Source organism: Enterobacter cloacae complex sp. SHL018 (assembly GCF_049237905.1).
GTDB lineage: Bacteria > Pseudomonadota > Gammaproteobacteria > Enterobacterales > Enterobacteriaceae > Enterobacter > Enterobacter hormaechei_C.
The window spans coordinates 15,713-40,682 of the sequence record NZ_JBMKJE010000009.1 but is presented as its reverse complement, the minus strand read 5'-3'; the positions used below and the strand labels follow the sequence as shown (position 1 = coordinate 40,682).

Here is a 24,970-nt window from a genome sequence, read left to right as displayed (position 1 = left end):
GTAATCCGTGATACGGCTCGTAAACCCGTTACCGACTGGCGAGAAAATCACCAGCCGGAACTACCCTTGTTGTACACCTACTGCAAGGAGACGGTCATGACAAACAATCCTCCCTCATTGCGTATCCAGCCAGGCGAGTATGGTTTTCCTCTTAAGCTGAAGCCCCGCTATGACAACTTTATCGGCGGCGACTGGGTGGCGCCCGTCGACGGTGAGTACTATTCCAACCTGACGCCCGTTACCGGCCAGCCGCTGTGTGAAATTGCCAGTTCGGGCAAGCGGGATATCGATTTAGCGCTGGATGCGGCGCATAAGGCGAAAGATAAGTGGGGACAAACGTCCGTTCAGGACAGAGCGGCCATTTTGTTCAAAATCGCCGATCGGATGGAGCAGAATCTGGAGCTGCTGGCGACCGCGGAAACGTGGGACAACGGCAAGCCGATCCGGGAAACCATGGCGGCGGACGTGCCGCTGGCGATTGACCATTTCCGCTATTTTGCGTCCTGCATTCGTGCCCAGGAGGGGGGAATAAGTGAAGTTGACAAAGATACCGTGGCGTATCACTTCCACGAGCCGCTCGGCGTGGTGGGGCAAATTATTCCGTGGAACTTCCCGCTGCTGATGGCGAGCTGGAAAATGGCGCCCGCGCTGGCGGCGGGTAACTGCGTGGTGCTGAAACCTGCACGCTTAACGCCGCTTTCGGTACTGCTGCTGATGGAGGTGATTGGCGACCTGTTGCCGCCGGGGGTCATTAACGTGGTCAACGGGGCCGGGGGAGAGATCGGCGAATATCTGGCTACTTCAAAGCGTATTGCTAAAGTGGCGTTTACCGGCTCAACGGAAGTGGGTCAGCAGATCATGCAGTACGCGACCCAGAACATCATTCCGGTGACCCTGGAGCTGGGCGGGAAATCGCCGAACATCTTCTTTGCCGACGTGATGGATGAAGAGGACGCCTTCTTCGACAAAGCGCTGGAAGGGTTTGCGCTGTTCGCGTTCAACCAGGGTGAAGTTTGCACCTGTCCGAGCCGCGCGCTGGTGCAGGAATCCATTTATGAGCGCTTTATGGAGCGGGCGATCCGGCGCGTGGAGTCGATTCGCAGCGGTAATCCGCTGGATAACGTCACCCAGATGGGAGCGCAGGTATCGCATGGCCAGCTGGAAACCATCCTCAACTATATTGATATCGGCAAAAAAGAGGGGGCCGATGTGTTGACCGGCGGTCGTCGTAAGGTGCTGGGCGGCGATTTGCAGGAGGGTTACTACCTTGAGCCGACCATCCTGTTCGGTAAGAACAACATGCGCGTTTTCCAGGAGGAAATTTTTGGACCGGTGCTTGCCGTCACCACGTTTAAAACCATGGACGAGGCGCTGGAGCTCGCTAACGACACGCAGTATGGCCTGGGGGCGGGCGTCTGGAGTCGTAACGGTAATCTGGCCTATAAAATGGGCCGCGGCATTCAGGCCGGACGCGTATGGACAAACTGCTATCACGCCTATCCGGCTCATGCGGCGTTTGGCGGCTACAAACAGTCGGGCATCGGGCGTGAAACCCATAAGATGATGCTGGAGCACTACCAGCAAACGAAATGTCTGTTGGTCAGCTACTCCGATAAACCGCTGGGGCTGTTTTAATCTCCGGGCTCAGGCCGTCCCGGGTGGGGTGACCTGAGCCGGGTTAAAGCCGGGTGGCGGCTTCGCCTTACCCGGCCTACTTTTTACTCCCTCTCCCGTGGGAGAGGGCTGGGGTGAGGGCAACAGGCCGCAGTTATTCAGCTTTCATCCACCCATATCCGCATTTCCCCTTCTCCCCGGTTTGCCCAGCTGAACCACGGAATAAAGGTCAGCGTCCGGGGCTGACGTTCTACCGGCGAGTGGTCGTACTGCCACAGGGCATCAGTGTCCTTCGCCTGACACCCGATCCCTTCCGCCTGTATCAACATCTTGTGCGCGAAAATGCCTTTGCCTTCAAATACCCGAAACGCGCTGTCCTGGGGCAAAGAAAGGTTATGCAGATTTGCGCCGTTATCGGCTTCTTCCAGGCAGTAAACCAGCGGTCCACGCTGCAATGCGACTTTCCCCGCCTGCTGGCGCACCTGCGGGTTGCCGTACACGCGGCGGACCGGCATCGGTAACGTCAGCGTCAGCGTGTCGCCTTCCTGCCAGCTTCGGTTGAGGTATAAGTATCCACGGGAGACCTCGCCTGTAATGGCCTGACCATTGAGCGAAACAGCCGGTTCCGCACACCAGTCCGGCAGCCTCAGGGCCAGCGTGTGAGTCACCGGAACTGGTGAGGTAATCTCGATTTTCACCTGCTCATGCCACGGATAGTTCCCGCTAATCCGCAGCTGGAGGATGTTATCCCCAACCGGAATGGCGACGTCGTTCCCCACGTACAGGTTGATCAACAGCGCGTCCGGGCGAACGGTATAAATGTAGTGCCCCAGCGAGGTCAGCACGCGCGCAATATTCGGCGGGCAACAGGCGCAGCCGAACCAGCGCTGGCGCACCGGTTTGACGTGGTCATAGATATGGTTAAAGGCCAGGGTTTTCGGGTGCACTTCCAGCGGATTCACATAAAAGAAATGCTTACCGTCCAGCGCCATGCCGCCCAGCACCGTGTTGTACAGCGCGCGCTCCATCACGTCGGCGTAGTGGCCGTCCGCCTCCATTTCCAGCATCCGGCGGGCAAACATCATCAGGCCGATGGAGGCGCAGCTTTCGGCGTAGACCGTATCGTTGGGCAGATCGTAATCGCTGCTGAACGCCTCGCCGCTGCTTTGGGAGCCAATCCCGCCGGTGATGTACAGCTGGCGCTGTGCCATGTTGTTCCACAGCCGCAGGCAATCCTGACGTTTCCCCTCGTCGCTGCTCAGGCGCGCCAGATGTGCCATGCCCGCCATCAGATAGACAAAACGCACGGCGTGGCCGATGGCCGTTTGTTGTTCCGCAAGGGGCAGATGCGCCTGGCTGTAAGCTTTGTCCTTGACCATCCACGCCGGGCCATAGGTGTTCCAGTATGACGTTCTGCCGCGCTTCTCGTATTCGATATCGTAGAAGTGAGGCTGCGCGCCGCGTTCCTCAATAAAGTATTTCACCAGATTGAGATAGCGTTGCTCCTGCGTGACGTCGTACAGCCGCATCAGCGCCAGCTCGATTTCCGGGTGGCCAGGGTAACCGTGCAGCTGGTTTTCGCCCGGGCCAAACACGCTGTCGATATGATCCGCCAGCCTGCACACCACGTCCAGCAGGCGGCGCTTTCCGGTTCCCTGGAAATACGCCACGCCCGCTTCAATCATATGTCCGGCGCAGTACAGTTCGTGGCATTCGGCCAGATTGGTCCAGCGCTCGGCCGGGGCTTTCACCGTGAAATAGGTATTGAGATAGCCATCTTCGCACTGCGCCGCTGCGACCAGCTCGATCACCTCGTCGGCGGTTTTTTCCAGTTCAGCATCCGGCTTCTGGCACAGCGACCACGCCACGGCTTCGAGCCATTTCGCCACGTCGCTGTCCTGAAAGACCATCCCGTAGAACTCCCCCTGTTCCAGACCGGCCGCAATGCGGAAGTTGGCGATGGCGTGGCTGGGTTCGGCCTCCGCCACGCGATCGTTAAGCGCATCCCACTGGTAGGGGATCACCACATCGCGGACCAGCCGTTGGTACTGACCAAGAAACGGGTCGTTGATTTTCAGCTGATGCAGGTCGGCTTCCATTATGGTCATATCGTTCTCCTCAGGACTGTACATGACGCTGGCGCAAATCGGTGGCAATGCGCGACATCACGGGATTGTTAAGCCTGCACCAGCGGATAGCGACCGCCAGCAGCAGGTGGAAAAGGGCAGGGAGCAGCGTCTCCATGGCGGTGATGCCCTGCAATGAGGCGGGCGTCTGGTTACCCGCGCCTGGCTGATAGGCCACGGCAATAAACACCAGGCTGATGATCCCGGCGCTGGATGCCCACGCGAGCTTGATGAAAAACAGATTGAAGGCGAAGTTCATCCCCGATGAGCGCACGCCGGTTTTCCATTCGCCGTAGTCATCGGCAAAGGCCATCAGCGAGAAGTGCAGCGGCAGGGTGAAGCCCAGGATCACGCCGTTACTTAAAATCACGATCAGCCAGAGCGTCTGGTGCGCCGGGCCACCCGGCAGGAACCACATTCCCACCGCAAGCGCAGCGAGTATCAGGTTGGTGTAGTAGTAGAGTTTGACGGTATCGATCCGCCGCGACAGCGGGCTGACGATCACCGCGCCCAGAATGGCGGCAAAGGTCACCATGGTGAAAAACAGCGAGGTGTACGCCGTGCTGCCCTGGAGCACGTAGGTGATGAAGTACATGTATCCGCCGCCGCGAATGTTGAAGACGTTGATCAGCAGAAACGACATCACCAGCATCAGCAGCAGCTGATCGTTTTTCCGCAGGCCCGCCAGGTGCTCGCGCAGGGTGAATTTACCCATCAGCGCAAGCGGGACGCGCTCGCGCACCCAGAAGAAGCAGCACAGGAACATCACCACGGCGATGGCGCACAGCACGCCGACGCCCAGCTGATAACCCCGGGCGGCATTGCCCTGTCCCAGCTCTGACACCAGCCACGGCAGGCCAACAGAGACCAGAAAGCCCGCCACGCCGCACAGTACGAAGCGCCAGGACTGGCAGGATATAACCTCGTTGTGGCGGGTGGTCATGGTGTTGATCAGCGCGCAATATGGCACGTTGATGGCGGTATAGCCCACTGAAAGCAACAGATAGGTGCCGAACGCCCAGGCGATTTTCACGCCCATGCTGGCGTCCGGAACGGTGAAGGTCAGCACGCCGACGATCCCGATGGGAAGCGCGACCCACAGCTGCCACGGACGAAAACGCCCCCAGCGGCTCTGCGTGCGGTCGGCAATCACGCCCATCACCGGATCGGAAATCGCGTCAAATACCCGAAGGGCAATAAACAGCGTGCCCACCAGCGCGGGCGTCAGGCCAAATACATCGGTATAGAAAAAGGTCAGAAAGTTCATGATCAGGCAGGTAATTACCGTGCCGCCCGCGTCGCCCAGGCCGTAGCCAATTTTCTCGCGGACTGACAGCCGGTCATCGGCTGCCTGTTTTGCAACTTCTGCGTCTGTAATCGGTGTGGAAGTCATGGGGAAACTCCTCGATAAACGATTTTTTATCGTATTTGTGCAAGGTACCCCATTTATTCTGCATTCAACGGGCAGACCAACAAGGGAAGGGAAAAGTATAAAAAGGTGACGATTCCGACCTGATGGTGAAACTGTGAGTTTGATCGAGCCGTTCTGCTGATATTTATTAATAATCAAGGGATAAAGAAAATATTAGCCACCAAAAAAGCGGAAAAATGAATATCCATGCTTGAATTATCCATAGCACTTCCGATTAGAGTTCAAAATGGCGGGTTATTTATCTCCCGGGGCGTGGGCCGTCATCCCGCACGAAAATTATCTTCGTGGGAGATAATTTTTGTCGAAAAAGGGACATTAACGATCCAGGAGGAAAATACGCTGTTTGAGGTAAACGCTGGCGAGAGTTTATTACTTTGGCCGAAGCGACGGCATGTCGGCGTGGAAGATTTTCCGGGCGATCTCAAATTTTATTGGCTGCATTTTGAGGTGGATGAACGCTTGCCGGTGTTGCCAGGCGCGACGCCGCTGTCGATTGAGCAACACTGTAGCGTGCGGGATCCGCAATATGTTATTGCATTATTCCGTCAGTTTTTAAGCGAGCAGGAAAAATTACAGCGTAGCCAGGCGCTGGAGATAATTTTGCTGTTAATTTTGCAGCAGATATCGCTCTCGCCGGGATATGAAGATAAAGCGGATGATGCGGGCGCGGCAATGGCGTGGAAGGCCAAGCAGCTTATCCGCACGCACTTTCATTTGCCCCTGTCCACTTCGCAGCTGGCAAAAGAGCTGCACTGCAACGCAGATTATCTGGGGCGAGTATTTCGCCGGACGTTTCATTTAACCCTGACGGAGGCAATTCACCGCCAGCGCGTCAGGGCCGCTGAAAAACTGCTGCTGAACGATGCGGCCTCATTAACTGAAGTGGCCGCCCGGTGCGGTTTTAATGACGTGGGTTATTTCCGGCAAATATTCTCAAAACATACCGGGTTAACGCCCGCCGTCTGGAAACGGCGGTACTGTAAAGAGCATATTAATTCCGGATGATCACTGGCCGTAATAGGCATTTGCGCCATGCTTGCGCAGGTAATGCTTCTCCAGCAATTCCTGCTGCATAACCGGAAGCTGAGGTGCAAGCTGGCGCGAGAAAAGCCCCATATAGGCGCACTCTTCCAGCACCACGGCATTGTGTACCGCATCGGCAGCGTCTTTGCCCCAGGCAAACGGGCCGTGAGAATGAACCAGCACCGCCGGGACCTGCATCGGGCTTATGTCGCGCTCCTCGAAGGTTTTGATAATGACTTCCCCCGTCTGGTATTCATATTCACCCGCGATTTCAGCCGAGGTCATCAGCCGCGTGCAGGGGATCGCACCGTAGAAATAGTCCGCGTGCGTCGTGCCCCACGCGGGTAAATCCTGCCCCGCCTGCGACCAGATGGTGGCGTGGCGGGAATGGGTATGCACGATGCCGCCAATTTCCGGGTAACGACGATACAGCGCGAGATGGGTCGGGGTGTCGGAGGAGGGCTTTTTACTCCCCTCGACCACTTTACCCGTGGCGATATTTACCACCACCATATCTTCTGCGGTCATCACGTCGTACTCCACGCCGGATGGTTTGATCACCATCATGCCGCTGGCACGGTCAACCGCGCTGACGTTGCCCCAGGTGAACGTCACCAGCTGGTGGGCGGGCAGGGCGAGATTTGCCGCCAGCACCTCGGCTTTGAGTTGTTCTAACATGTCATGCCTCCTTCCTGCATTCGGGCTTCAATCCAGCGGCGCGCCTGGATGATCTCCAGCACCGGCTCTTTGGCTTTCTCGGTCCACATTTCAATCAGAAATGCGCCGCGATAATTAAGTTGATTCAGCGTGTTAAACACGCCAACGAAATCGACGCAGCCCTCGCCAAACGGCACGTCGCGGAACTGTCCGGGGCTTTGCTCGGTAACGGGCCGGGTATCTTTCAGGTGGATAGCGGCGATGCGGTCAATGCCCAGCGTCAGCTCGGCGGTGACGTCGTTGCCCCACGCGCTCAGGTTGCCGACGTCCGGGTAAACGCTGAACCACGGCGAGGCGAGCATGTCGTCCCACTTTTTCCACTTGCTGATGGAGTTCATAAACGCAGTGTCCATGATCTCTACCGCCAGCATTACCTGCGCGGCGGCAGCCTGCTCTACGGCCCACGCCAGCCCTTCGGCAAAGCGCTGTTGCGTGCCCTCATCGTGTTCCTCGTAGTACACGTCATAACCCGCAAGCTGGATGGTGCGAATACCCAAATCACGGGCCAGCCGGATGGCTTTGGTCATGATCTCGCGGGCGCGTTCGCGCACGATTTCATCGCGGCTGCCAAACGGGAAGCGACGATGGGCAGACAAGCACATCGACGGGATGGCCACGCCGGTCTCCAGCATCGCTTCCACAAGAGAGGCGCGCTGCGTGGTACTCCATTCAAGGCGCGATAAACGCTCGTCGGTCTCATCCACCGACATCTCCACAAAATCGAAGCCGCAGCTTTTTGCCAGAACCAGGCGCTCCGGCCAGGAGAGATCTTTTGGCAGCGCTTTTTCGTAAATGCCTAACGGATGCTGACGCATGGTTACTCTCCCCAGATGTCGCGGATTTGCGAATGGAATGCCTGTGCCACCTGCGGCGGATTATCGGCGCCTGCCAGCGCGCGCCCGGCAATGAAGGCTTTGACGTTGATCTGCTTAAACAGCGACAGGTCAGCGGGGGTGATACCGCCAGTTATAGAAAGCTGCAAACCGATATCGGACAGCGCCTTCATTTTGCTGAGATCCGCCTCACCCCACTGCTGGCCGCTGGCCTGTGCGTCGCGCCCGCGGTGGTAAATCGCCTGCTTCACCCCGATGCGATGCCACGCGCGCGCGTCGTCCAGCGTCCAGTTGCCAAACAGCTCCATCTGGATCTCGCCGCCGCCGCGCAGTGCGACCTCGTGGCCACGTTCAACGGTGGCCAGCGGGGCGGCACAGATGATGGTCATCCAGTTTGCGCCTGCGCCAAACGCCTGATCAGCCAGCGTTTCTCCGGCATCGGCGACTTTCCAGTCCGCCACGATAATTTTATCCGGACACTGCGCACGCAGGGCGCGAATGGCGTTTAGCCCTTCGGTCAGGCACAGGATGGTGCCGGCTTCGACGATGTCGACGTGATCGGAAAGCGTCGCGACATCGCGCTGCGCGGCCTGAAGCGAGGTGTGGTCGAGCGCCAGCTGCAATAATGGTCGGCTCATAGGTCGTACTCCTTAACACGGGCGTGATAGCCCTGTAATGCTGAAATCAGTAGCTGGTAACGGTGATATTTGCGCTGGTAGGCGGCATGGGCACGCATGTCAGGTTCAATCATCCGGATGTCATGCCTGAGGGCGCGCTGAGCGGCGTAAAAATCGGGATAAAGGCCTGTACCGACGAGCGCGGCCAGCGCCGCACCGGAACAGCCGGTCTCTTCCACCTGCGGGAGTTCAATCGCCAGGCCGCTGACGTCCGCGAGCATCTGCATCCACACGTCCGAATGGGTTGGGCCGCCCGTCACGCGCAGGGCCTGCACGTGGGGAAAGCGTTCGAGCATACGGTTGAGGTGGGTCATGTGGCTGAATACCACCCCTTCATAAACCGCCTGGAGGAGGTGCGCGCGGGTATGCAGCGCCTGCAAGCCATAGAAGCCGCTGGTCATCTCCAGCCCGGCGTTGCTGCCGTAGAGGAAAGGCAGGAAGAACACATCGCTTTCAGCTTTTGGCAGGCTGGCCACGGCGTGGTTAATCTCATCGAATGACATATCGCCCCATTGGGCCGTCAGCCATTCCAGGTTGCCGGACGACGTGGGGCTGGCTTCATGAACGATGAACTGCTGCGGATGGACGTAGCGGCCATAGACGTAGGGGAAAGGCTCGTTGTCGCTGATGCCGTGGGCAATCCCACTGGTTACGGCCCAGGTCCCCATTACGGCATTCAGCGTATGTTCGTCATGCAGCCCGGCGCAGATCGCGGTGGAAACCACATCAAACAGTCCACCAACGACGGGAGTACCCGCCGTGAGACCGGTCAGTGCGGCTGCCTGAGCGGTGATTTCCCCGCAAATTTCTGCTGAACCGATAATAGGCGGCAGGGCACCGTCAATGTCGCTGATGCCGAGCCAGCGCGTGAGCTGCGGATCGTACTGCCCGGTATTCATGTTGTAGAGATTGGATTCCGAGATGTTGCTCTCTTCGCAGCCTTTGACCCCGGTCAGACACCAGCGCAGGTAATCGTGCGCCATCATCACGCTGCCAATTTGCTGATACCGCTGCGACTCGTTCTCTTTAACCCAGCGCAGGAGTGAGGCCGGATGCCCCGTCCACAGCGTCTGGCGAGTATGCGGATAGAGCTTTTCGGGTATACCGTCCTGCTGCCAGCGTTGCACGATCTCCAGCGCACGGCGATCGGAGGAGAGAATGGCGTTACCCAAGGGGCGATCCTGTTTATCGAGCAGAAACAGCCCCTTGCCCTGGGCTGAAATGCCAACGCCTTTGATCTGACCGCCGTCAGCGCCTGAATTTTTGAGCAGCAGGGCGACAGTTTTGTGGCAGTGCTGCCAGAGCTGGTGCATATCCCGCTCGGCGTAGCCGGCGCGGGGGCTGAGCGTGGCCACTGAGCGGCGTTCAATACAGACTTCTTTGCCCTGGCTGTTGTATAAACCGGCTTTCAGATAAGTACCGCCACAATCGATACCCAGCCAGAAGGGCTCTTTTTCACTCATCTTCTTCTCGCTTAATTGCCGGGTGGCGCTTCGCTTACCCGGCCTACGGTTTGGTTTAGTGGGTCAGGTGAGGGCCTCAGGCCGCACGTTTATGTGGAGTCACCGTGGGGTTGGGCTCTGCTCCGGCATCGCATTTCGCCGGTAACAGCAGGGCCAGCAGCGATGCCAGCGCCAGCGAAACTGCCAGGCAGTAAACGCCTGCGTCTTTGCTGTACAGGGTGATCAGTACGCCTACCGCATAAGGACCGCAGAACCCGCCGAGGTTGCCCAGGGCATTAATCACGCCGCGAGCGCCACCCGCCATCTCAGCGCTGAACAGACGCGCCGGTATGGTCCAGAACACCCCCGCTGCGGATTGCAGGAAGAAGCCACAGCCCACCAGCGCGGCATAGGCCAGCCAGGTGTGCTCTTTCAGCGCCACGGAGAGGAACATGCAGAGCGCAAAGCCAATCAATGGCAGGGAGACAAACAGCTTGCGCTTGCCGGTGCGGTCAGAGAGCGTAGAGAACAGGAACATGCCGGCAATGGCGCCGATGTAAGGCAGAATGGCGAGCATCCCCACCTGGCCGATGCTGGTGTGCGTCAGCTCCTTCAGAATGGTGGGCAGCCAGAGGGTGTAACCGTAAATGCCGGTCTGGTAGAAGAAGTTGAGGGCGATCAGCTGCCACATGGTTTTGTCAGACAGCACCGCGCTGAGCGAGGCGTTTTTCACCTCTTTACCCGCAATGGCCTGCTGCTCTGCCGCCAGGGTTTGTACCAGGTAGTTTTTCTCGGCCTCAGAGATCCAGCGTGCTTCCTGCGGTCGGTCGTAGACGGTGAACGCCCACAGCACCAGCACAACAACGGACATCAGACCTTCAATAATGAACAGCCAGCGCCAGTCGAGAGCGGTAATAATCCAGCCCGACAGCGGGGCGGTGATGATCCCGGCGATGGGCACGAACATGATCACAATCGCGTTGGCGCGGCCGCGCTCGGCATCCGGGAACCAGTTACTGATCATCGTGAGCACAACGGGCAGCATCCCACCTTCCGCCACGCCGAGTAAGAAGCGCAGTACCAGCAGCTGATACTGGTTGGTCACAAGCCCGGTCAGAACCGAGATCACCGCCCAGGCAACCAGCGACCAGCCGATAAACTTCTTACCGCTGCCGTGCACGGCAATTTTGCCGCCGGGAACTTGCAGGAACAAATAGCCGATAAAAAAGATCCCCCCCGCCAGGCCCGCCATCGTGGCGGAAATGCCCAGCTCTTCATCCATACCGCCGGGCATCGCAAAAGCTATATTTACGCGGTCCATATAGGAAATAATGCAGGCGATAAGAATAGGGGGAATGATCCTTAGCCAGCGCTGGCGCGGAATGTCCGCGTGTAGAGCATTAGAAGAAATATTCATAGTTAATATCTCATTGAAGGTAACCGGAAAATGTATTCTTTATTTTTATTGTGACGCTTTATTCATAGCGCTAATGCCGTCGCGTAAAATAGCGATGCGATGGCTGACGTCAGCATTAGCATTTATTTCCAGTAATTTAATACCGGAGAATTTCAATGTTGCGGCGCTCGCCGCAGTAAACAGCGTTTTTACATGTTCAGTGGACATGAGACTGTCGGCGCAGAACGAAGAAAACGGCGCGTGCAGATCCTGCCATTCTCCATACTCACCGTGAGGGGTCGTGCCCGAAAACATCAGCGCCCCCAGCTTCCCGGCAGCGAGTGCCGCCTGAACATGTTCCAGCGGAAGGGCGGTGTTGCGACCTTCGATGGCCGAACGTGCCCAGTTGATACAGACGCTGATATCGGTCTCTTTCACTACCTCCAGCACCTGCTCTAAGGGCAAGAACCCTTTACGCGGCGCCGGGCCATTCATCGCATCACAGTGTTCCAGCACCAGATCGCAGCCCCAGTCCCAGCTCGCGATTTCCCGTACCGAGCGGGAGAATGCTTCTGTCGCTTGCTCGACAGAATCATTACCCGCCTGCGGTGCGGCCTGCATTTCCAGAGCGATCACTTTCCCGGGAAAGCGGGTGTTAACGGCATCAATCTTTTGATGCAGATGGCGGTAATATTCAATGCACGCTTTACGCTGTTCTTCGTCCGCGGACGCCAGGCCAAACGCGCCGTTGCTGCCGCGGCGGCGCATGGTTTCCATAACGGCTGTGACAACGATCTGCCAGTCGCCCGGCGTATGACAAAACAGCCATTCATCACCAAACGGATGGAGATTTTCAAGGCAAGGTTGTTCCAGCCCGCGAATATTTGGCGTGTCGGAAAGTTCCCGCCAGAAGGCGTATTCTTCCTGCTCCCCTTTCTGGTGAAATGAGGGTGCACAGGGGTACGCACCAATAATAAAACCGGTGTTGGTCATTTCGCATTCCTGTATTTATCAGAAAATTAATCTAATTCGCTGATGGCCACTTTCACCACAATTTTACGAATTGCGGATCCCTTGTTTTTAATACAGGCAGGACGGTGAACATCCTGCGGGAAAAATATGGCGTAACTGCCTGGTATCATTTCGATAAATGACTCATGTTCGCTGTCGTGATAAAAAATAATATCCCGTTGCTCCAGCAATGATTCGCTGATTTTGTTATTCCCGGTATCAATAGCAATACCGATTTTTTCTTCGCCCCAGGCCAGAAACTGGATATCCAGATAGCGGCGATGGACTTCAGGGCGGTTCTCGTGCTGTTCCTTTGTGGTGAGGTCGAGAACCTGGGCGAAAATGTTGCGGCCTTCAATTTCGATCACGCCCGGCGCCAGGGTGGTGAAATCCGTGGTACGCAGAAAATTAAGCGCCTTTTCTATCGCCAGCGGCAGGCGACATGGATTTGGCTGTGCAATATGTCCGAATATCATGACCCACTCCTTACAGAGACTGGATTTTCGCCCACACGCTGTCGTCAACCGTGATGCCGTTGCGGCGATTCTCCTCCAGCAGGCGTGTGAACTCATGGCCTGGCAGACGGACGGCGACATTTTCATCAGCGCGTTCTGCGGTGGTGATGAAGTCCATGATGCGCTGTAGTTTGGCATCGCGGGTTGGACCGTCGATCAGGCGATCCACTTCGATGGCGATAAAGATCTGCGATACGCCGTATTCGTCGCTGTTGTCCTGGGTCACTTCCGCGACGGACGCGCCGTCAGAGAGCAGGGTGGCGATCATGTCGAGCACAATCGACAAGCCGGAACCTTTCCAGTAGCCCATGGGCAGAATGCGACGGTTTTTCTCAATCACGCCCGGCTCTCTGGTCAGATTGCCTTCATCGTCAAAGCCGCCGTCGACCGGTAATTCGCGTCCGGCCAGGCGATTCACCTCCAGCATGCCGTAGGAGAACATCGACATCGACATATCGACCATGGTGATTGGATTCGACGGGATAGCGACGATCAGCGGGTTTGTGCCGATGCAGCATTCTTTTGATCCCCACGCGGGCATCACGGCAATAGAGTTGGTCCAGCAGATGCCGATATAGCCTTTCTCCGCCGCCTGCCAGCCGTAGCTGCCGCCGCGCATCCAGTGGTTAGCGTTACGCAGCGCCACCAGGCCGATCCCGTGATCGGACGCCAGCTCGGTAGCACGGTCCATCATCTTCTTCGCCGTCAGGTTGCCGATGGAACGCTGGGCATCCCACTGTTCGATGGCACCTAATGTCGTTACGCGTTTCGGCTGGGCGTCAGGGATGATGTCGCCTGCGTCAAGCTGCTGAATAAATCGCGGGAAGCGGTTGACGCCGTGTGAATAAACGCCGGACTCCGTGGTGCGGGCGAACATCTCGGCGCAGGCGTCTGCGGTATCCGCTTTTACACCGCGATCGAGCAGAACCCGATTGAACGCCGCTTTCAACTCTTCGAAGGTCACTTTCATCCCTGTTCTCCTGTTTTTTTAGGGGCAAGTGCGAGTGCTTTTTTATCGCTAAATTTCACTATACGAAATCTGATTTCAAATATAACGATCAAATTTTGTCAGATCAACGACATTCACGTTTTTCAAAATCGATTAAAATCAAATGGTTGTGTTTTTTCTGTTGAGATCGTGAACTAAACCACACTTTGCGCTACCATCAGGGCGCGATAAACAGGAGCCATTTGATGAGCATAAAAGAGAGCGAAATGACGCAAGAAAAAGAGAGGCCAGCAGGTAGCCAGAGCTTGTTTCGCGGCCTGATGCTGATTGAAATCCTCAGTAACTATCCGAACGGGTGTCCGCTTGCGCATTTATCAGAACTGGCGGGGCTGAATAAAAGCACCGTGCACCGGTTATTGCAGGGGTTGCAGTCGTGCGGGTACGTGACGCCGGCGCCGGCGGCAGGGAGCTATCGTCTGACCACCAAATTTATCGCCGTCGGGCAAAAGGCGCTTTCATCGCTCAATATTATTCACGTGGCGGCGCCGCACCTCGAGGCGCTGAACATTGCCACCGGCGAAACGGTCAACTTCTCCAGCCGTGAAGATGACCACGCGATCCTGATTTATAAGCTTGAGCCGACAACCGGTATGCTGCGCACGCGCGCATATATCGGCCAGCACATGCCGCTCTATTGTTCTGCGATGGGCAAAATCTATATGGCGTTTGGCCATCAGGATTACGTGGCGAGCTACTGGGAAAGCCACCAGGAACAGATCCAACCTTTGACCCGCAACACCATCACCGAACTGAGCGCGATGTATGATGAACTGGCGGAAATTCGCGATCACAGTATGGCGATGGATAAAGAAGAGAACGAGCTGGGTGTGTCATGTATCGCCGTGCCGGTCTTTGATATTCACGGGCGCGTGCCCTATGCCATCTCCATTTCGCTGTCGACGTCGCGCATGAAGCAGGTGGGTGAGAAAAACTTGCTAAAACCGCTGCGTGACACGGCGGAAGCTATCTCGAAAGAACTGGGGTTTAACGTGCGCGAGGCGTAACTGATGAACCGATTTATTCTGACGGATCCAGAAAAATGTATCGGGTGCCGCACCTGTGAGGTGGCGTGCATGATGTCGCATCAAAGCAGCGCCACGCCAGAAGCGCTTACGTCACGGATCCGCGTGGTTAAGGGGGGTACCTTCACCACGGCCGTGGGCTGCCACCAGTGTGAAGATGCGCCCTGCGCGAATGTCTGCCCGACGGGGGCCATTCACCGTGCTGCGGGAGCCTGGCTCGTTGAGCAGGCTCGCTGTATCGGCTGCAAAAGCTGTATGGTGGCGTGCCCGTTCGGGGCAATGCAGGTTCGGGTCGTGGAAGATTGCGTTCAGGCGCTGAAATGTGATTTGTGCGCGCATCGCGAGGGCGGTCCCGCCTGCGTCGAAGCCTGTCCCACCCACGCGCTGCGCTGCATAGACCCCGCCAGATTACGCGCGGAACGGCTGCGTAATCTGGCCTGAGGTTTTATTAACCGGCCTCGCGCCAGGCGTTCTCAATCTCTTCGGCGAGAATTTTCACACCCGCTTCGATTTTTTCCGGATCCGGGACGTAGTTCATGCGCATGCACTGGTGCGTGTGCGGCCACGGCTTATCCAGCCCCGGGAAGAAGTAATCCCCTGGCACCATCAGTACGCCACGTTTTTTCAGACGCTGATAAAGCAGCTCTGTCGTAATGGGCAGATCCTTAAACCACAGCCACAGAAAAATTGCCCCTTCCGGTTTATGGATCAGGCAGCGTTCTTCCGGTAAGTAGCGGCGAAGGATGGCGATGGTTTCCTGAACGCGCTGAGAGTAAAACGGCTTGATCACCTCATTCGACAGGCGCAGCAGGTCGTTACGCCTGATCATCTCGCACATCATCGCCGGGCCGATGCCGCCAGGGGAAAGGCTGATAATGCCGTTCATGTTGGTAATGGCGGTGATGATTTTCTCGTTAGCAATGATAATGCCGCAGCGGCTGCCCGGCAGGCCCAGCTTGGAGAGGCTCATGCAGAGGATGATATTCGGGTTCCACAGCGGACGCGCTTCGCTGAAGATGATCCCCGGGAACGGTACGCCATAGGCGTTATCGATCACCAGCGGGATGCCGTGCTGATTCGCCAGCGCATCCAGCTTCATCAGCTCGTCGTCGGTGATCACGTTGCCCGTCGGGTTGGTGGGACGTGATACGCAGATCATGCCCGTCTCTTCACCGATATGCAGATGTTCAAAATCGACGTGGTATTTGAACTGGCCCTCTGGCAGCAACTCGATATTCGGACGTGCGGAAACAAACAGGTCTTCTTCGAGGCCAGCATCGGCATAGCCGATATACTCCGGTGCCAGCGGGAACAGCACTTTTTTCGTGGTGCCGTCGGCGCGGCGTCCGGCGAACAGATTGAATAAGTAGAAAAACGCGCTCTGACTGCCGTTTGTCAGTGCAATATTCTGTGGTTCGATATCCCAACCCAGCGCTTCCCGCAGCATTGCCGCCAGAAGCGTCAGTAGTTCTGTTTTACCCTGAGGGCCGTCGTAATTACATAGCGCATCGGTTGCTTTACCGTTTTCCAGCATCTCTGCCAGCAGCGTCTGGAAGTAGGTGTTCATCTCCGGAATTTGAGCCGGGTTTCCGCCACCAAGCATGATAGCGCCTGGGGTGCGCAGCCCGTCGTTGAGATCCTCCATCAGGCGGGTAATGCCTGAATGGCGGGTAAATTTGTCGCCGAATAGTGAAAACGTCATAGCAGGTGATCTGTCGGGCTTAATATGAAAGGCAGTAACCATAACGCCAGCACCGTGTTGGTGCAAATCGGCGGATGTGGTCGGATTTGTTGTTTTATGTGGTAGGTTTGTATTTGTGTGGTGAATTGTTCTGGTGAATGCCCCTCACCCCGGCCCTCTCCCCAAAGGGGCGAGGGAGAAAGAGCGCACCGTGCGATCCCCTCTCCCCCTGGGGAGAGGGTTAGGATGAGGGGGTCTATTGATTACCCGCCCACACCACCATCACCTTATCGCCCTTGTGCTCGCGCACAAAGCCGTAGCCCTCTTTCATTGACAGCGTTGTTTGCTTGCCTTCACCCACCGCCGGATGACGGGCGCGGAACTGCCCCAGAAGCTGCCAGTGGGCGACAGTTAACGCCTGTTTACCCGTGACGTCCTGCCAGTTCATATCCGAACGGGTTCCCTGTAGCGGATCGGAGCCCGTCGGGCCGAATGGACGCTCTGATTCATCGCCGTAATAGATCTGGACGCTTCCCGGTGCCAGCAGCAGTAACTCAGCGGCGCGCTGGCCCCCTTCACGGAACAGACGCGTATCATGGGAGGAGAGATAGCTCAGCACATTAAAACTTTGCAGCTTTTCTGCCATTTGCTGCCAGGTCAAATCCATATCGGCCAGACAGTCCACCGCTTTCGCCGCCTGCTCCTGATAGTCAAAGTTGATCATCGCATCGAAGCCGTGGCGGTAATAATCGCTCTGCATCACGCCGTGGCCCCAGGATTCACCGGTCATCCAGAATGGCGCATTGTCGAGTTTTTTGTCCGGGTTGGCGGCTTTCCACGCGGCCAGCGCCTGGCTGGCCTGGTTTTTCAGTTGCTGCCAGGCTTCAGGCTCAACGTGCTTAGCGGTATCGACCCGGAAGCCGTCGATGCCGTAGTCACGTACCCACTGGCTGAGCCAGTGGGTCAGGTAATCTCGCGGCGTGAAATTCGTCATCACTTTCGCGTTGGTGTCGGGCTTGTGTTGATAAAAGTTCGGCAAACCTGACGGGATCTTAGATTCCGTTTTCAGATCCGGCAGGAAGGCCAGCGACATGGTCAGATCGTCAAAGCCCGGGTTGTCATAATCACCGATATCGGTACGGATCCATTTTTTACCCCACCATTTTTCCCATGCGGCTTTGTCACTGAAGTTGATGTAATCGTTGAAGCTGTGCCAGCTTTGACCGGCGCCTGGCTTCCAGTCAGTCCAGCGCTCGCCGAGGGTTTTTTTCAGCTCATCGCCCTGCAAATAGAGCGCGCCAAACTGATACTCCTGCATATCTGCAAGCGTCGCATAACCCGCGTGGTTCATGACAATGTCAAACAGGACGCGGATACCGCGCCTGTGCGCGTCGTCGACAAGCTGGCGTAAATCATCTTCGCTGCCCATGTTGGCGTCGAGTTTCGTCCAGTCCTGAGTGTAATAGCCGTGATAGGCGTAGTGGGGGAAATCCCCTTTGGTGCCGCCGCCAACCCAGCCGTGGATTTGCTCCAGTGGTGAGCTTATCCAGAGCGCATTCACGCCCAGTTGCTGAAGGTAATCCAGTTTGCTGGTAAGCCCTTTCAGATCGCCGCCGTGGAAAGTACCAATCTCCTGCATACCGTCTTTATGGCGGCCATAGCTGTTGTCGTTGGTGGGGTCGCCATTTACGAAGCGATCGGTCAGCACGAAATAGACGGTGGCGTTTTGCCAGCTGAATGGCGCGGGTTTGTCCGTCTCGGCGCGCTCAAGCAGCAGCAGGCCATTGCTGTTGGCGGCTGGCTGAAGAATTACTTTGCCGTTTTGAACGGTCGCGGTCTGTTTGCTGTAAAAATCACGCACCACCGTGCCTTCCGGAAAGGTGTTAACGACATCGATCGTGAGCGGTTTGCCGTCCCACTTCGGGCACTGGCGGGTAACGTTTGCGACAGGCTGTGGCGCCGCACTTTGTACCGTCAACATCAGCGTCGGCGTTCCCGAGCGCGTATCAATACGCATCTGATAAACGCCGTCACGGAATAACCGCCACTGCGGTGGGGTCCCTTCGCAGGGTTTGAGCGACAGCATCTCGTTGAGTTTAATGGCACCTGTCGGCTGCCAGCACGCGTTATCAAGACTCAACGTCAGCGGGCGGGTACCCTTCGCAAGCGTTGCCTGGCTGGTAAAGACGCCGGTACCTTCAGCGCTAAACGCGTTAAATCCCGGCGATGACCAATCGGCATGCGCGAATGCGGGTAACATCAGAACAGCTAATGCAGTGCGTTTCATTCCATTTTCCTGTCGCGGCATTTTTGACCAGTGTGCCACTCGGCTCAGGGGAAAAACTCCTCCTCTGAGGCTTTCTGCCAGGAGGACGCGAAGGGATGAGTGATCCCGCGCAAAATTAGGCAGTTATCTGCGATATCACGCACATTTTTCCAGTGCTGGTGATTTAATGAGCATGTTCCGGATGATATAGTTTCGGAATTGGACTATTTGTATACGTGCTCTTGAGGACTATTTTTGGTATGATTTGAGATTCCGCTCTCAAATTTTTGAAGAAAATAAGGTGTTGGAATGTTTATATCCGACCAGGAGACCTAATGATATCGACTCCCATTCGACGATATGGGGCCGCGATACTCATGTTACTCACCATGGCATTTTCAGGTGAGGTGCTTGCAAAGACGCACGCGGATACAACGAGTAAGAAAGCCCACGTAATAAAGACGACAAGCAGTAAGGTTAGCAGTAAACAAGAGTATTCTCGCAATAGTGCAAAGAGTAGTTCACTTCCTGATTTGCGAAAATACCCTTCCGGGACACCAAGGAAAAAAGCGTTTCTCCGGACGGTAATGCCTTACATTAAAAGTCAAAATGCCGCGATTACTGCGGATCGTAACTGGCTGATCTCCAAACAGTACGATAGCCGCTGGTCGCCGTCTGAGCGCACTCGCCTGAAAGACATCGCCAAACGCTATAAAGTGAAGTGGAGCGGGAACACGCGTCGTGTGCCGTGGAACACTCTGTTAGAGCGTGTGGACATTATTCCAGGCAGTATGGTCGCGACAATGGCCGCCGCCGAAAGCGGTTGGGGCACCTCGAAGCTGGCGCGCAACAACAACAATCTGTTTGGCATGAAATGCGCAAAAGGTCGTTGTACTAATGCACCCGGCAAGGTGAAAGGCTATTCACAGTTTGAATCGGTGAAAGATTCCGTGAATGCCTATGTGGTGAACCTGAACACCCACCCGGCCTACTCCTCGTTCCGTAAGTCACGCGCTCAGCTGCGTAAGGCGGATCAGGAAGTAACGGCTACGGCGATGATCCACAAGCTGAAAGGTTATTCCACTCAGGGACAGCGTTATAACAATTACCTGTTCTCCATGTACCAGGATAACCAGCGTCTGATTGCCGCACATATGTAATGAAAAACGCCTTCCACTGGAAGGCGTTCTTTTTTCTAGAGCAGGACTTCACTGTACCGTTCCCGGTACTCCTTCGGCGTGGTGTCATACTCTTTTCTGAACACCGAATAGAAATACTGAAGCGACGGATAGCCGCACATCTGTGAAATCTCGTTGATCGACAGCGAGGTGGAGATCAGCAGACTGCGCGCTTTCTCCAGCTTTTCCGCATGGATCACGGCGTGAATCGTCTCACCGACTTCCTCTTTGAACCGCTTCTCCAGATTCGAACGTGAAATGCCGACCGAATCGAGCACCTGATCGACCTTAATCCCTTTGCAGGCATGATTGCGAATGTAGTGCATCGCCTGAATCACGGCCGGATCGTTTAAGGAGCGGTAGTCAGTTGAGCGACGCTCGACCACGCGAACGGGCGGAACCAGCAGACGCTGGAGCGGCAGGGATTCGTTGTCTAACAGTCTGTGCAGCAGCTTTGCGGCCTGATAGCCCATCTGACGGGTACCCTGAGCCACGGATGAGAGCGCCACGCGCGACAGATAGCGCGTAAGCTCTTCGTTATCAATACCAATCACGCACAGCTTTTCAGGCACCGGAATATGCAAATGTTCGCACACCTGTAATACGTGGCGGGCGCGGGCGTCCGTCACGGCGATAATCCCTGTCTGGGGTGGCAGAGTTTGCAGCCAGTCAGCCAGGCGATTTTGTGCGTGCTGCCAGTTTTCTGGCGCGGTTTCCAGCCCCTGATAAACGACGCCGCGATATTTCTCCTGGGCAACCAGCTGGCAGAAGGCATATTCACGCTCCATCGCCCAGCGCTTTCCGCTGGTGGCGGGCAATCCGTAAAACGCAAAACGATGTACGCCTTTCTCCTTTAAATGGAGGAAGGCGGTCTCGACCAGAGCATGGTTATCCGTGGCGATGTAGTGAACGGGGGGGTAATGTTCCGGTGTATGGTAAGAGCCGCCAACGCCCACGATAGGCACGTCGACGCCACTCAGCAACTGTTCAATCACGGGATCGTCAAAGTCAGCGATGACCCCGTCTCCCAGCCAGTCTTTGATATTCTCCAGACGGGTACGGAAATCTTCTTCGATGAAAATATCCCATTCGGATTGCGACGCCTGCAAATATTCGCCAACCCCTTCAACCACCTGCCGGTCATAGGCTTTGTTGGCATTGAATAACAACGTAATGCGGTGACGCTTTTCAAACATGGCTCATTTCCCAAATTAGTCACGATACTGTTATCAGGCGCGCCGCTTGGTGGCAGAGTCCATCCAGACTGCCAGCAAAAGAATGGCACCCTTGACGATATACTGCCAAAACGTCGGCACGTCCATCATACTCATCCCGTTATCCAGCGAAGCCATAATAAATGCGCCCATCACCGCACCCGCCACGCTGCCAATGCCCCCGGCGAGGCTGGTCCCGCCAATCACGCAGGCGGCGATGGCGTCCAGCTCGGCAATATTACCGGCAGACGGGGAACCCGCACCCAGACGTGAGCTGAGGATCAGCCCCGCGATGGCCACCATCAGGCCGTTGATGGCAAAGACGGCGAGTTTGGTGCGTTCTACGTTGATACCAGATAAACGCGCGGCTTCCAGATTGCCGCCGATGGCATAAATACGGCGACCGAATGCGGTACGTGTGGCCATAAACATTCCCCCTAACAGCAACAGCGCCAGCAGCAGAACGGGCGTTGGGACGCCGCGATAATCGTTTAACAGCCAGATGGCCCCCAGCACAATCACCGCAGTAAGCGCCTGACGGCCGACAACCGAGGTTGAGGCAGGCGAGGCCAGCCCCAGCGCCTGGCGACGCATGCGTCCTCGCCATTGCCACGCGACAAACGCCATCAGCCCAACCACGCCGATCGTAAAACCGACGCCATCAGAGAGGTAGCTTTGGCCAATCTGGGACATCGAGGCGCTGGTCGGGGAGACGGTGGTGCCGTTGGTGATCCCAATCAGAATGCCGCGGAAGGCCAGCATCCCCGCTAAGGTGACGATAAACGACGGGACTTTACGGTAGGCCACCCACCAGCCATTCCACGCCCCCAGCAGCAGACCTAGCACCAGCGTGACCGCAATCGTCAGCGGCAGCGGCCAGCCTAGCCAGACGTCAAAAATTGCCGCCACGCCGCCGAGCAGACCCATCATCGACCCTACCGACAGGTCAATTTCCGCTGAGATAATCACAAAGACCATCCCCACCGCCAGGATCCCGGTGATGGCGGTCTGACGCAGCAGGTTAGAGACGTTACGTGCGCTTAAATAGGAGCCATCGGTCATCCAGGTAAAGAACAACATGATCACGATAATGGCGGCAATCATTACAAAAACTTGCAGATTCAGCGATTTAAGTCCTGCGAACGCACCGGGCGTCGGAACAGCGACTTTGATATCAGACGGGTTGCTTTTCGACATGGCGTTCGCTCCTTAAGGCAGCTTCCATCACCTGCTCTTGCGTCAGGTTCTGGTTGTTCAGGTTGGCTTTGAGTTTCCCTTCATGCATGACCAGCACGCGGTCGCTCAGCCCCAGCACTTCAGGCAATTCGGACGAGATAACAATGACGGCAATCCCTTGCTGCACAAGCTGGTTGATCAGCTTGTAGATTTCATACTTCGCGCCGATATCGATCCCGCGGGTGGGTTCGTCCAGAATTAAAATGCGCGGATTAAGCAGCAGGCAGCGCGCCAGAATCGCTTTCTGCTGGTTGCCGCCGCTCAGGCGTCCTATCGCCAGCTCCGGCGAGGAGGTTTTCACCTTAAGCCGGGCAAGCGACTGGAGAATACACTGCTGTTCTGCGGCATCATCCAGGCTGCTCAGCGCGCCGGAAAACTGGCTGAGCGCCGCCAGCGTGATATTTTTTCCCACCGCCATTACCGGCACGATGCCGTCTTTTTTGCGGTCTTCTGGCACCATGGCAATGCCCTTAGCAATAGCCTGCTGGCAGTTGTCGATTTTTACCGGCTGACCGTCGATATAAATTTTGCCTTCCCAGCGCCCCGGCCAGACGCCAAAGAGACACTGCACGGCCTCGGTTCTTCCCGCACCCACTAAACCCGCAATGCCGAGAATTTCGCCGCGGTGCAGCGAGAAGGAGAGGTTATCCACGCGCTTGATATGGCGGTTAACGGGATGCCACGCCGTCAGGTTTTCCACGCGCAGGAGCTCTTCGCCGATGGTGTGCGGTTCGTTGGGATACAGCGCGGTGAGTTCGCGACCCACCATCATGGTGATGATGTCATCCTCGCTCATGCCTTCTGCTTCACGCGTGCCGATGTGCTGCCCGTCGCGGATGACGCAGATGGTGTCGGAAATGGCTTTCACCTCATTGAGCTTGTGCGAAATATAGATGCAGGCGATGCCGTGGTTTTGCAGGTCGCGGATGATATTGAGCAGGACGGCGGTTTCCTGTTCGGTGAGTGAGGCGGTTGGTTCGTCGAGGATCAGCAGGCGCACCTGTTTGTTCAGCGCCTTGGCGATCTCCACCAGCTGCTGCTGGCCTAAACCTAAGTCGCCCACGCGCGTATCCGGTGAGATAGCCAGGCTCACCTGAGCCAGCAGTTTTTCGCAGCGCAGCGTCATGGTGTCGTAATCCAGTACGCCGTGGCGTGAGAGTTCGGCACCGAGAAAGATATTTTCCAGCACGGTAAGGTGCTTCACCAGCGCCAGCTCCTGGTGAATGATAGCGATGCCTTTACGTTCGGTATCGCGAATGTGCGTGGCCTGGAGCACCTCACCGGCAAAAACGATTTCGCCCTCGTAGCTGCCGTGCGGGTAGATCCCGCACAACACTTTCATCAGCGTGGATTTTCCCGAGCCATTTTCGCCGCACAGCGACATCACTTCGCCGGGATTCAGCCGCAGGCTTACGTTATCGACTGCTTTCACCGCTCCGAAGGCTTTGGTGATGCTTTTCATTTCAAGTAAATAAGACATAACTGCTCCGCATAGCCCAACAGATGAATAGGGCAGGTCAATGCGCCCCTGCCGGGCAGGGGCTGCGCTGGATTACAGTTCACTCTTCTTATGGAAACCGTCTTTCACCACGGTGGCGTCAATATTCTCTTTGTTGACTTCGATAGGGGTAAGCAGGCGAGCAGGTACGTCTTTCAGGCCGTTATTTAACGTCGCGTCTGCTTTAGGTTGCTGGCCATTGCCCAGCTCAACGGCAATTTCGGCGGCCGTATTGGCAAGCTCGGTAATGGGCTTATACACCGTCATGGTCTGGGTACCCGCGATGATGCGTTTTACACCCGCAAGGTCGGCGTCCTGGCCGGAAATAGCGACTTTCCCGGCCAGACCCTGCGCGCTCAGCGCCTGAATGGCGCCACCCGCAGTGGCATCGTTAGAGGCCACCACCGCATCGATTTTGTTGTTATTTGCGGTCAACGCGTTTTCCATAATTTTCAGCGCGTTTTCCGGTAACCAACCGTCAGCCCACTGGTCGCCGACGACTTTAATTTTGCCCTCGTCGATATACGGCTTCAGCACTTTCATTTGTCCCTGGCGGAACAGTTTGGCGTTGTTATCCACAGGCGAGCCGCCCATCAGGAAATAATTCCCCTGAGGCACTTTTGCGACCAGGCTTTTAGCCTGTAATTCACCCACCTTTTCATTGTCGAACGAAATATAATAATCAATATCGGCATTATTAATCATGCGGTCATAAGCCAGGACTTTTATCCCTTCCTGTTTCGCTTCTTTCACCACGTTGCTTAATACCTGGCCGTTATACGGGATAATGACCAGCACATCGACGCCACGGTTGATCATATTCTCGATTTGCGACATTTGCGTCTCTTCGTTGCCGTTAGCGGACTGAACGAACACCTCCGCGCCGAGAGATTCCGCTTTTTTAACAAAGATATCGCGATCTTTTTGCCAGCGCTCCAGGCGTAAGTCATCAATCGCCATGCCGATTTTGACCTCTTTGGCGTGTCCGACAAAGCTTGCAAGCAGGAGAGTAGTGCAGAGCGTTAGGGTCAGGTTCTTTATCTTCATAATTATTAGGCCTTTTTGTAAGGGTATGTGTAG

21 protein-coding genes are annotated in these 24,970 nt (G+C 56.2%); 5 read left to right on the top strand and 16 right to left on the bottom strand.

Annotated elements, in window-relative coordinates; translation table 11 throughout:
* Window positions 1-96 precede the first annotated feature (96 nt).
* Window positions 97-1,635 carry an aldehyde dehydrogenase AldB gene (aldB, locus tag ACOTY5_RS21690; RefSeq protein ID WP_045142689.1) on the top strand — a complete coding sequence of 513 codons (1,539 nt, stop codon included), beginning with the start codon at window positions 97-99 and terminating at the stop codon, window positions 1,633-1,635.
* 137 nt (window positions 1,636-1,772) lie between these two features.
* Here aldB and ACOTY5_RS21685 read toward each other — a convergent pair whose 3' ends face one another.
* Both ACOTY5_RS21685 and ACOTY5_RS21680 read right to left on the bottom strand, forming a co-directional pair.
* Window positions 1,773-3,722, bottom strand: coding sequence for a glycoside hydrolase family 127 protein (locus ACOTY5_RS21685; protein ID WP_045142690.1), 1,950 nt, complete (start codon window positions 3,720-3,722; stop codon window positions 1,773-1,775).
* Window positions 3,723-3,732: 10 nt separating this feature from the next.
* The gene (locus ACOTY5_RS21680) at window positions 3,733-5,133 is read right to left on the bottom strand and encodes an MFS transporter (RefSeq protein ID WP_045142691.1); all 1,401 of its coding nucleotides are present in this window, start codon (window positions 5,131-5,133) and stop codon (window positions 3,733-3,735) included.
* A gap of 225 nt (window positions 5,134-5,358) precedes the next feature.
* Here ACOTY5_RS21680 and ACOTY5_RS21675 point away from each other — a divergent pair, with 225 nt between their 5' ends.
* The gene (locus tag ACOTY5_RS21675; protein ID WP_032649828.1) at window positions 5,359-6,177 is read left to right on the top strand and encodes an AraC family transcriptional regulator; all 819 of its coding nucleotides are present in this window, start codon (window positions 5,359-5,361) and stop codon (window positions 6,175-6,177) included.
* Here the strand turns inward: ACOTY5_RS21675 and araD are convergent, their stop codons facing one another.
* The 8 genes from araD to yiaK form a co-directional block, all read right to left on the bottom strand.
* Complete coding sequence (araD, locus tag ACOTY5_RS21670) at window positions 6,178-6,873, bottom strand: L-ribulose-5-phosphate 4-epimerase (RefSeq protein ID WP_045142693.1); 696 nt, start codon at window positions 6,871-6,873, stop codon at window positions 6,178-6,180. It abuts the gene before it with no gap.
* Complete coding sequence (locus ACOTY5_RS21665) at window positions 6,867-7,727, bottom strand: L-ribulose-5-phosphate 3-epimerase (protein WP_017693794.1); 861 nt, start codon at window positions 7,725-7,727, stop codon at window positions 6,867-6,869. Before ACOTY5_RS21665 ends, araD begins: the two co-directional genes overlap by 7 nt.
* 2 nt (window positions 7,728-7,729) lie before the next feature.
* Window positions 7,730-8,383, bottom strand: a complete 654-nt coding sequence (ulaD, locus tag ACOTY5_RS21660; RefSeq protein WP_045142694.1) for a 3-keto-L-gulonate-6-phosphate decarboxylase UlaD — start codon at window positions 8,381-8,383, stop codon at window positions 7,730-7,732.
* Window positions 8,380-9,885 (bottom strand): FGGY-family carbohydrate kinase, encoded by a 1,506-nt coding sequence (locus ACOTY5_RS21655; RefSeq protein WP_045142695.1) that lies wholly within the window; start codon window positions 9,883-9,885, stop codon window positions 8,380-8,382. Before ACOTY5_RS21655 ends, ulaD begins: the two co-directional genes overlap by 4 nt.
* A gap of 76 nt (window positions 9,886-9,961) precedes the next feature.
* Window positions 9,962-11,281, bottom strand: a complete 1,320-nt coding sequence (locus ACOTY5_RS21650; protein WP_017693796.1) for an MFS transporter — start codon at window positions 11,279-11,281, stop codon at window positions 9,962-9,964.
* 45 nt (window positions 11,282-11,326) lie between these two features.
* Window positions 11,327-12,253, bottom strand: a complete 927-nt coding sequence (locus ACOTY5_RS21645; protein WP_045339158.1) for a DUF4862 family protein — start codon at window positions 12,251-12,253, stop codon at window positions 11,327-11,329.
* Between the two features lie 26 nt (window positions 12,254-12,279).
* On the bottom strand, window positions 12,280-12,747 hold the full coding sequence (locus ACOTY5_RS21640; RefSeq protein WP_015572753.1) for a YhcH/YjgK/YiaL family protein: 468 nt from the start codon (window positions 12,745-12,747) through the stop codon (window positions 12,280-12,282).
* A 10-nt stretch (window positions 12,748-12,757) separates the two neighbouring features.
* Entirely contained in the window at window positions 12,758-13,756 is a 999-nt protein-coding gene (yiaK, locus tag ACOTY5_RS21635; protein ID WP_015572752.1) for a 3-dehydro-L-gulonate 2-dehydrogenase, read from the bottom strand.
* A 224-nt stretch (window positions 13,757-13,980) separates the two neighbouring features.
* Here yiaK and yiaJ point away from each other — a divergent pair, with 224 nt between their 5' ends.
* Window positions 13,981-14,799 (top strand): IclR family transcriptional regulator YiaJ, encoded by an 819-nt coding sequence (gene yiaJ / locus ACOTY5_RS21630; protein WP_015572751.1) that lies wholly within the window; start codon window positions 13,981-13,983, stop codon window positions 14,797-14,799.
* Between the two features lie 3 nt (window positions 14,800-14,802).
* Complete coding sequence (locus ACOTY5_RS21625; RefSeq protein WP_032669001.1) at window positions 14,803-15,258, top strand: 4Fe-4S dicluster domain-containing protein; 456 nt, start codon at window positions 14,803-14,805, stop codon at window positions 15,256-15,258.
* A gap of 7 nt (window positions 15,259-15,265) precedes the next feature.
* On the opposite strand, the gene avtA is transcribed toward ACOTY5_RS21625, so the two are convergent.
* Together avtA and ACOTY5_RS21615 are read right to left on the bottom strand one after the other, a co-directional pair.
* Window positions 15,266-16,519 carry a valine--pyruvate transaminase gene (gene avtA, locus ACOTY5_RS21620; protein ID WP_015572749.1) on the bottom strand — a complete coding sequence of 418 codons (1,254 nt, stop codon included), beginning with the start codon at window positions 16,517-16,519 and terminating at the stop codon, window positions 15,266-15,268.
* A gap of 235 nt (window positions 16,520-16,754) precedes the next feature.
* Window positions 16,755-18,785, bottom strand: coding sequence for an alpha-amylase (locus ACOTY5_RS21615; protein ID WP_015572748.1), 2,031 nt, complete (start codon window positions 18,783-18,785; stop codon window positions 16,755-16,757).
* Between the two features lie 314 nt (window positions 18,786-19,099).
* Here ACOTY5_RS21615 and ACOTY5_RS21610 point away from each other — a divergent pair, with 314 nt between their 5' ends.
* The gene (locus ACOTY5_RS21610; RefSeq protein WP_023295596.1) at window positions 19,100-19,924 is read left to right on the top strand and encodes a protein bax; all 825 of its coding nucleotides are present in this window, start codon (window positions 19,100-19,102) and stop codon (window positions 19,922-19,924) included.
* 35 nt (window positions 19,925-19,959) lie between these two features.
* On the opposite strand, the gene xylR is transcribed toward ACOTY5_RS21610, so the two are convergent.
* The 4 genes from xylR to xylF all read right to left on the bottom strand — a co-directional run bounded on the left by xylR (window position 19,960) and on the right by xylF (window position 24,937).
* Window positions 19,960-21,138 carry a D-xylose utilization transcriptional activator XylR gene (xylR, locus tag ACOTY5_RS21605; RefSeq protein WP_003860152.1) on the bottom strand — a complete coding sequence of 393 codons (1,179 nt, stop codon included), beginning with the start codon at window positions 21,136-21,138 and terminating at the stop codon, window positions 19,960-19,962.
* Between the two features lie 33 nt (window positions 21,139-21,171).
* On the bottom strand, window positions 21,172-22,353 hold the full coding sequence (xylH, locus tag ACOTY5_RS21600) for a xylose ABC transporter permease XylH (protein WP_003860151.1): 1,182 nt from the start codon (window positions 22,351-22,353) through the stop codon (window positions 21,172-21,174).
* A complete protein-coding gene (locus ACOTY5_RS21595; RefSeq protein WP_015572746.1) occupies window positions 22,331-23,872 on the bottom strand; it encodes a xylose ABC transporter ATP-binding protein in 1,542 nt (513 codons plus the stop codon). Before ACOTY5_RS21595 ends, xylH begins: the two co-directional genes overlap by 23 nt.
* A 72-nt stretch (window positions 23,873-23,944) precedes the next feature.
* Window positions 23,945-24,937: a D-xylose ABC transporter substrate-binding protein gene (gene xylF / locus ACOTY5_RS21590; protein WP_023304608.1), complete on the bottom strand. Its 993-nt coding sequence runs from the start codon at window positions 24,935-24,937 to the stop codon at window positions 23,945-23,947.
* Between the last annotated feature and the right edge of the window lie 33 nt (window positions 24,938-24,970).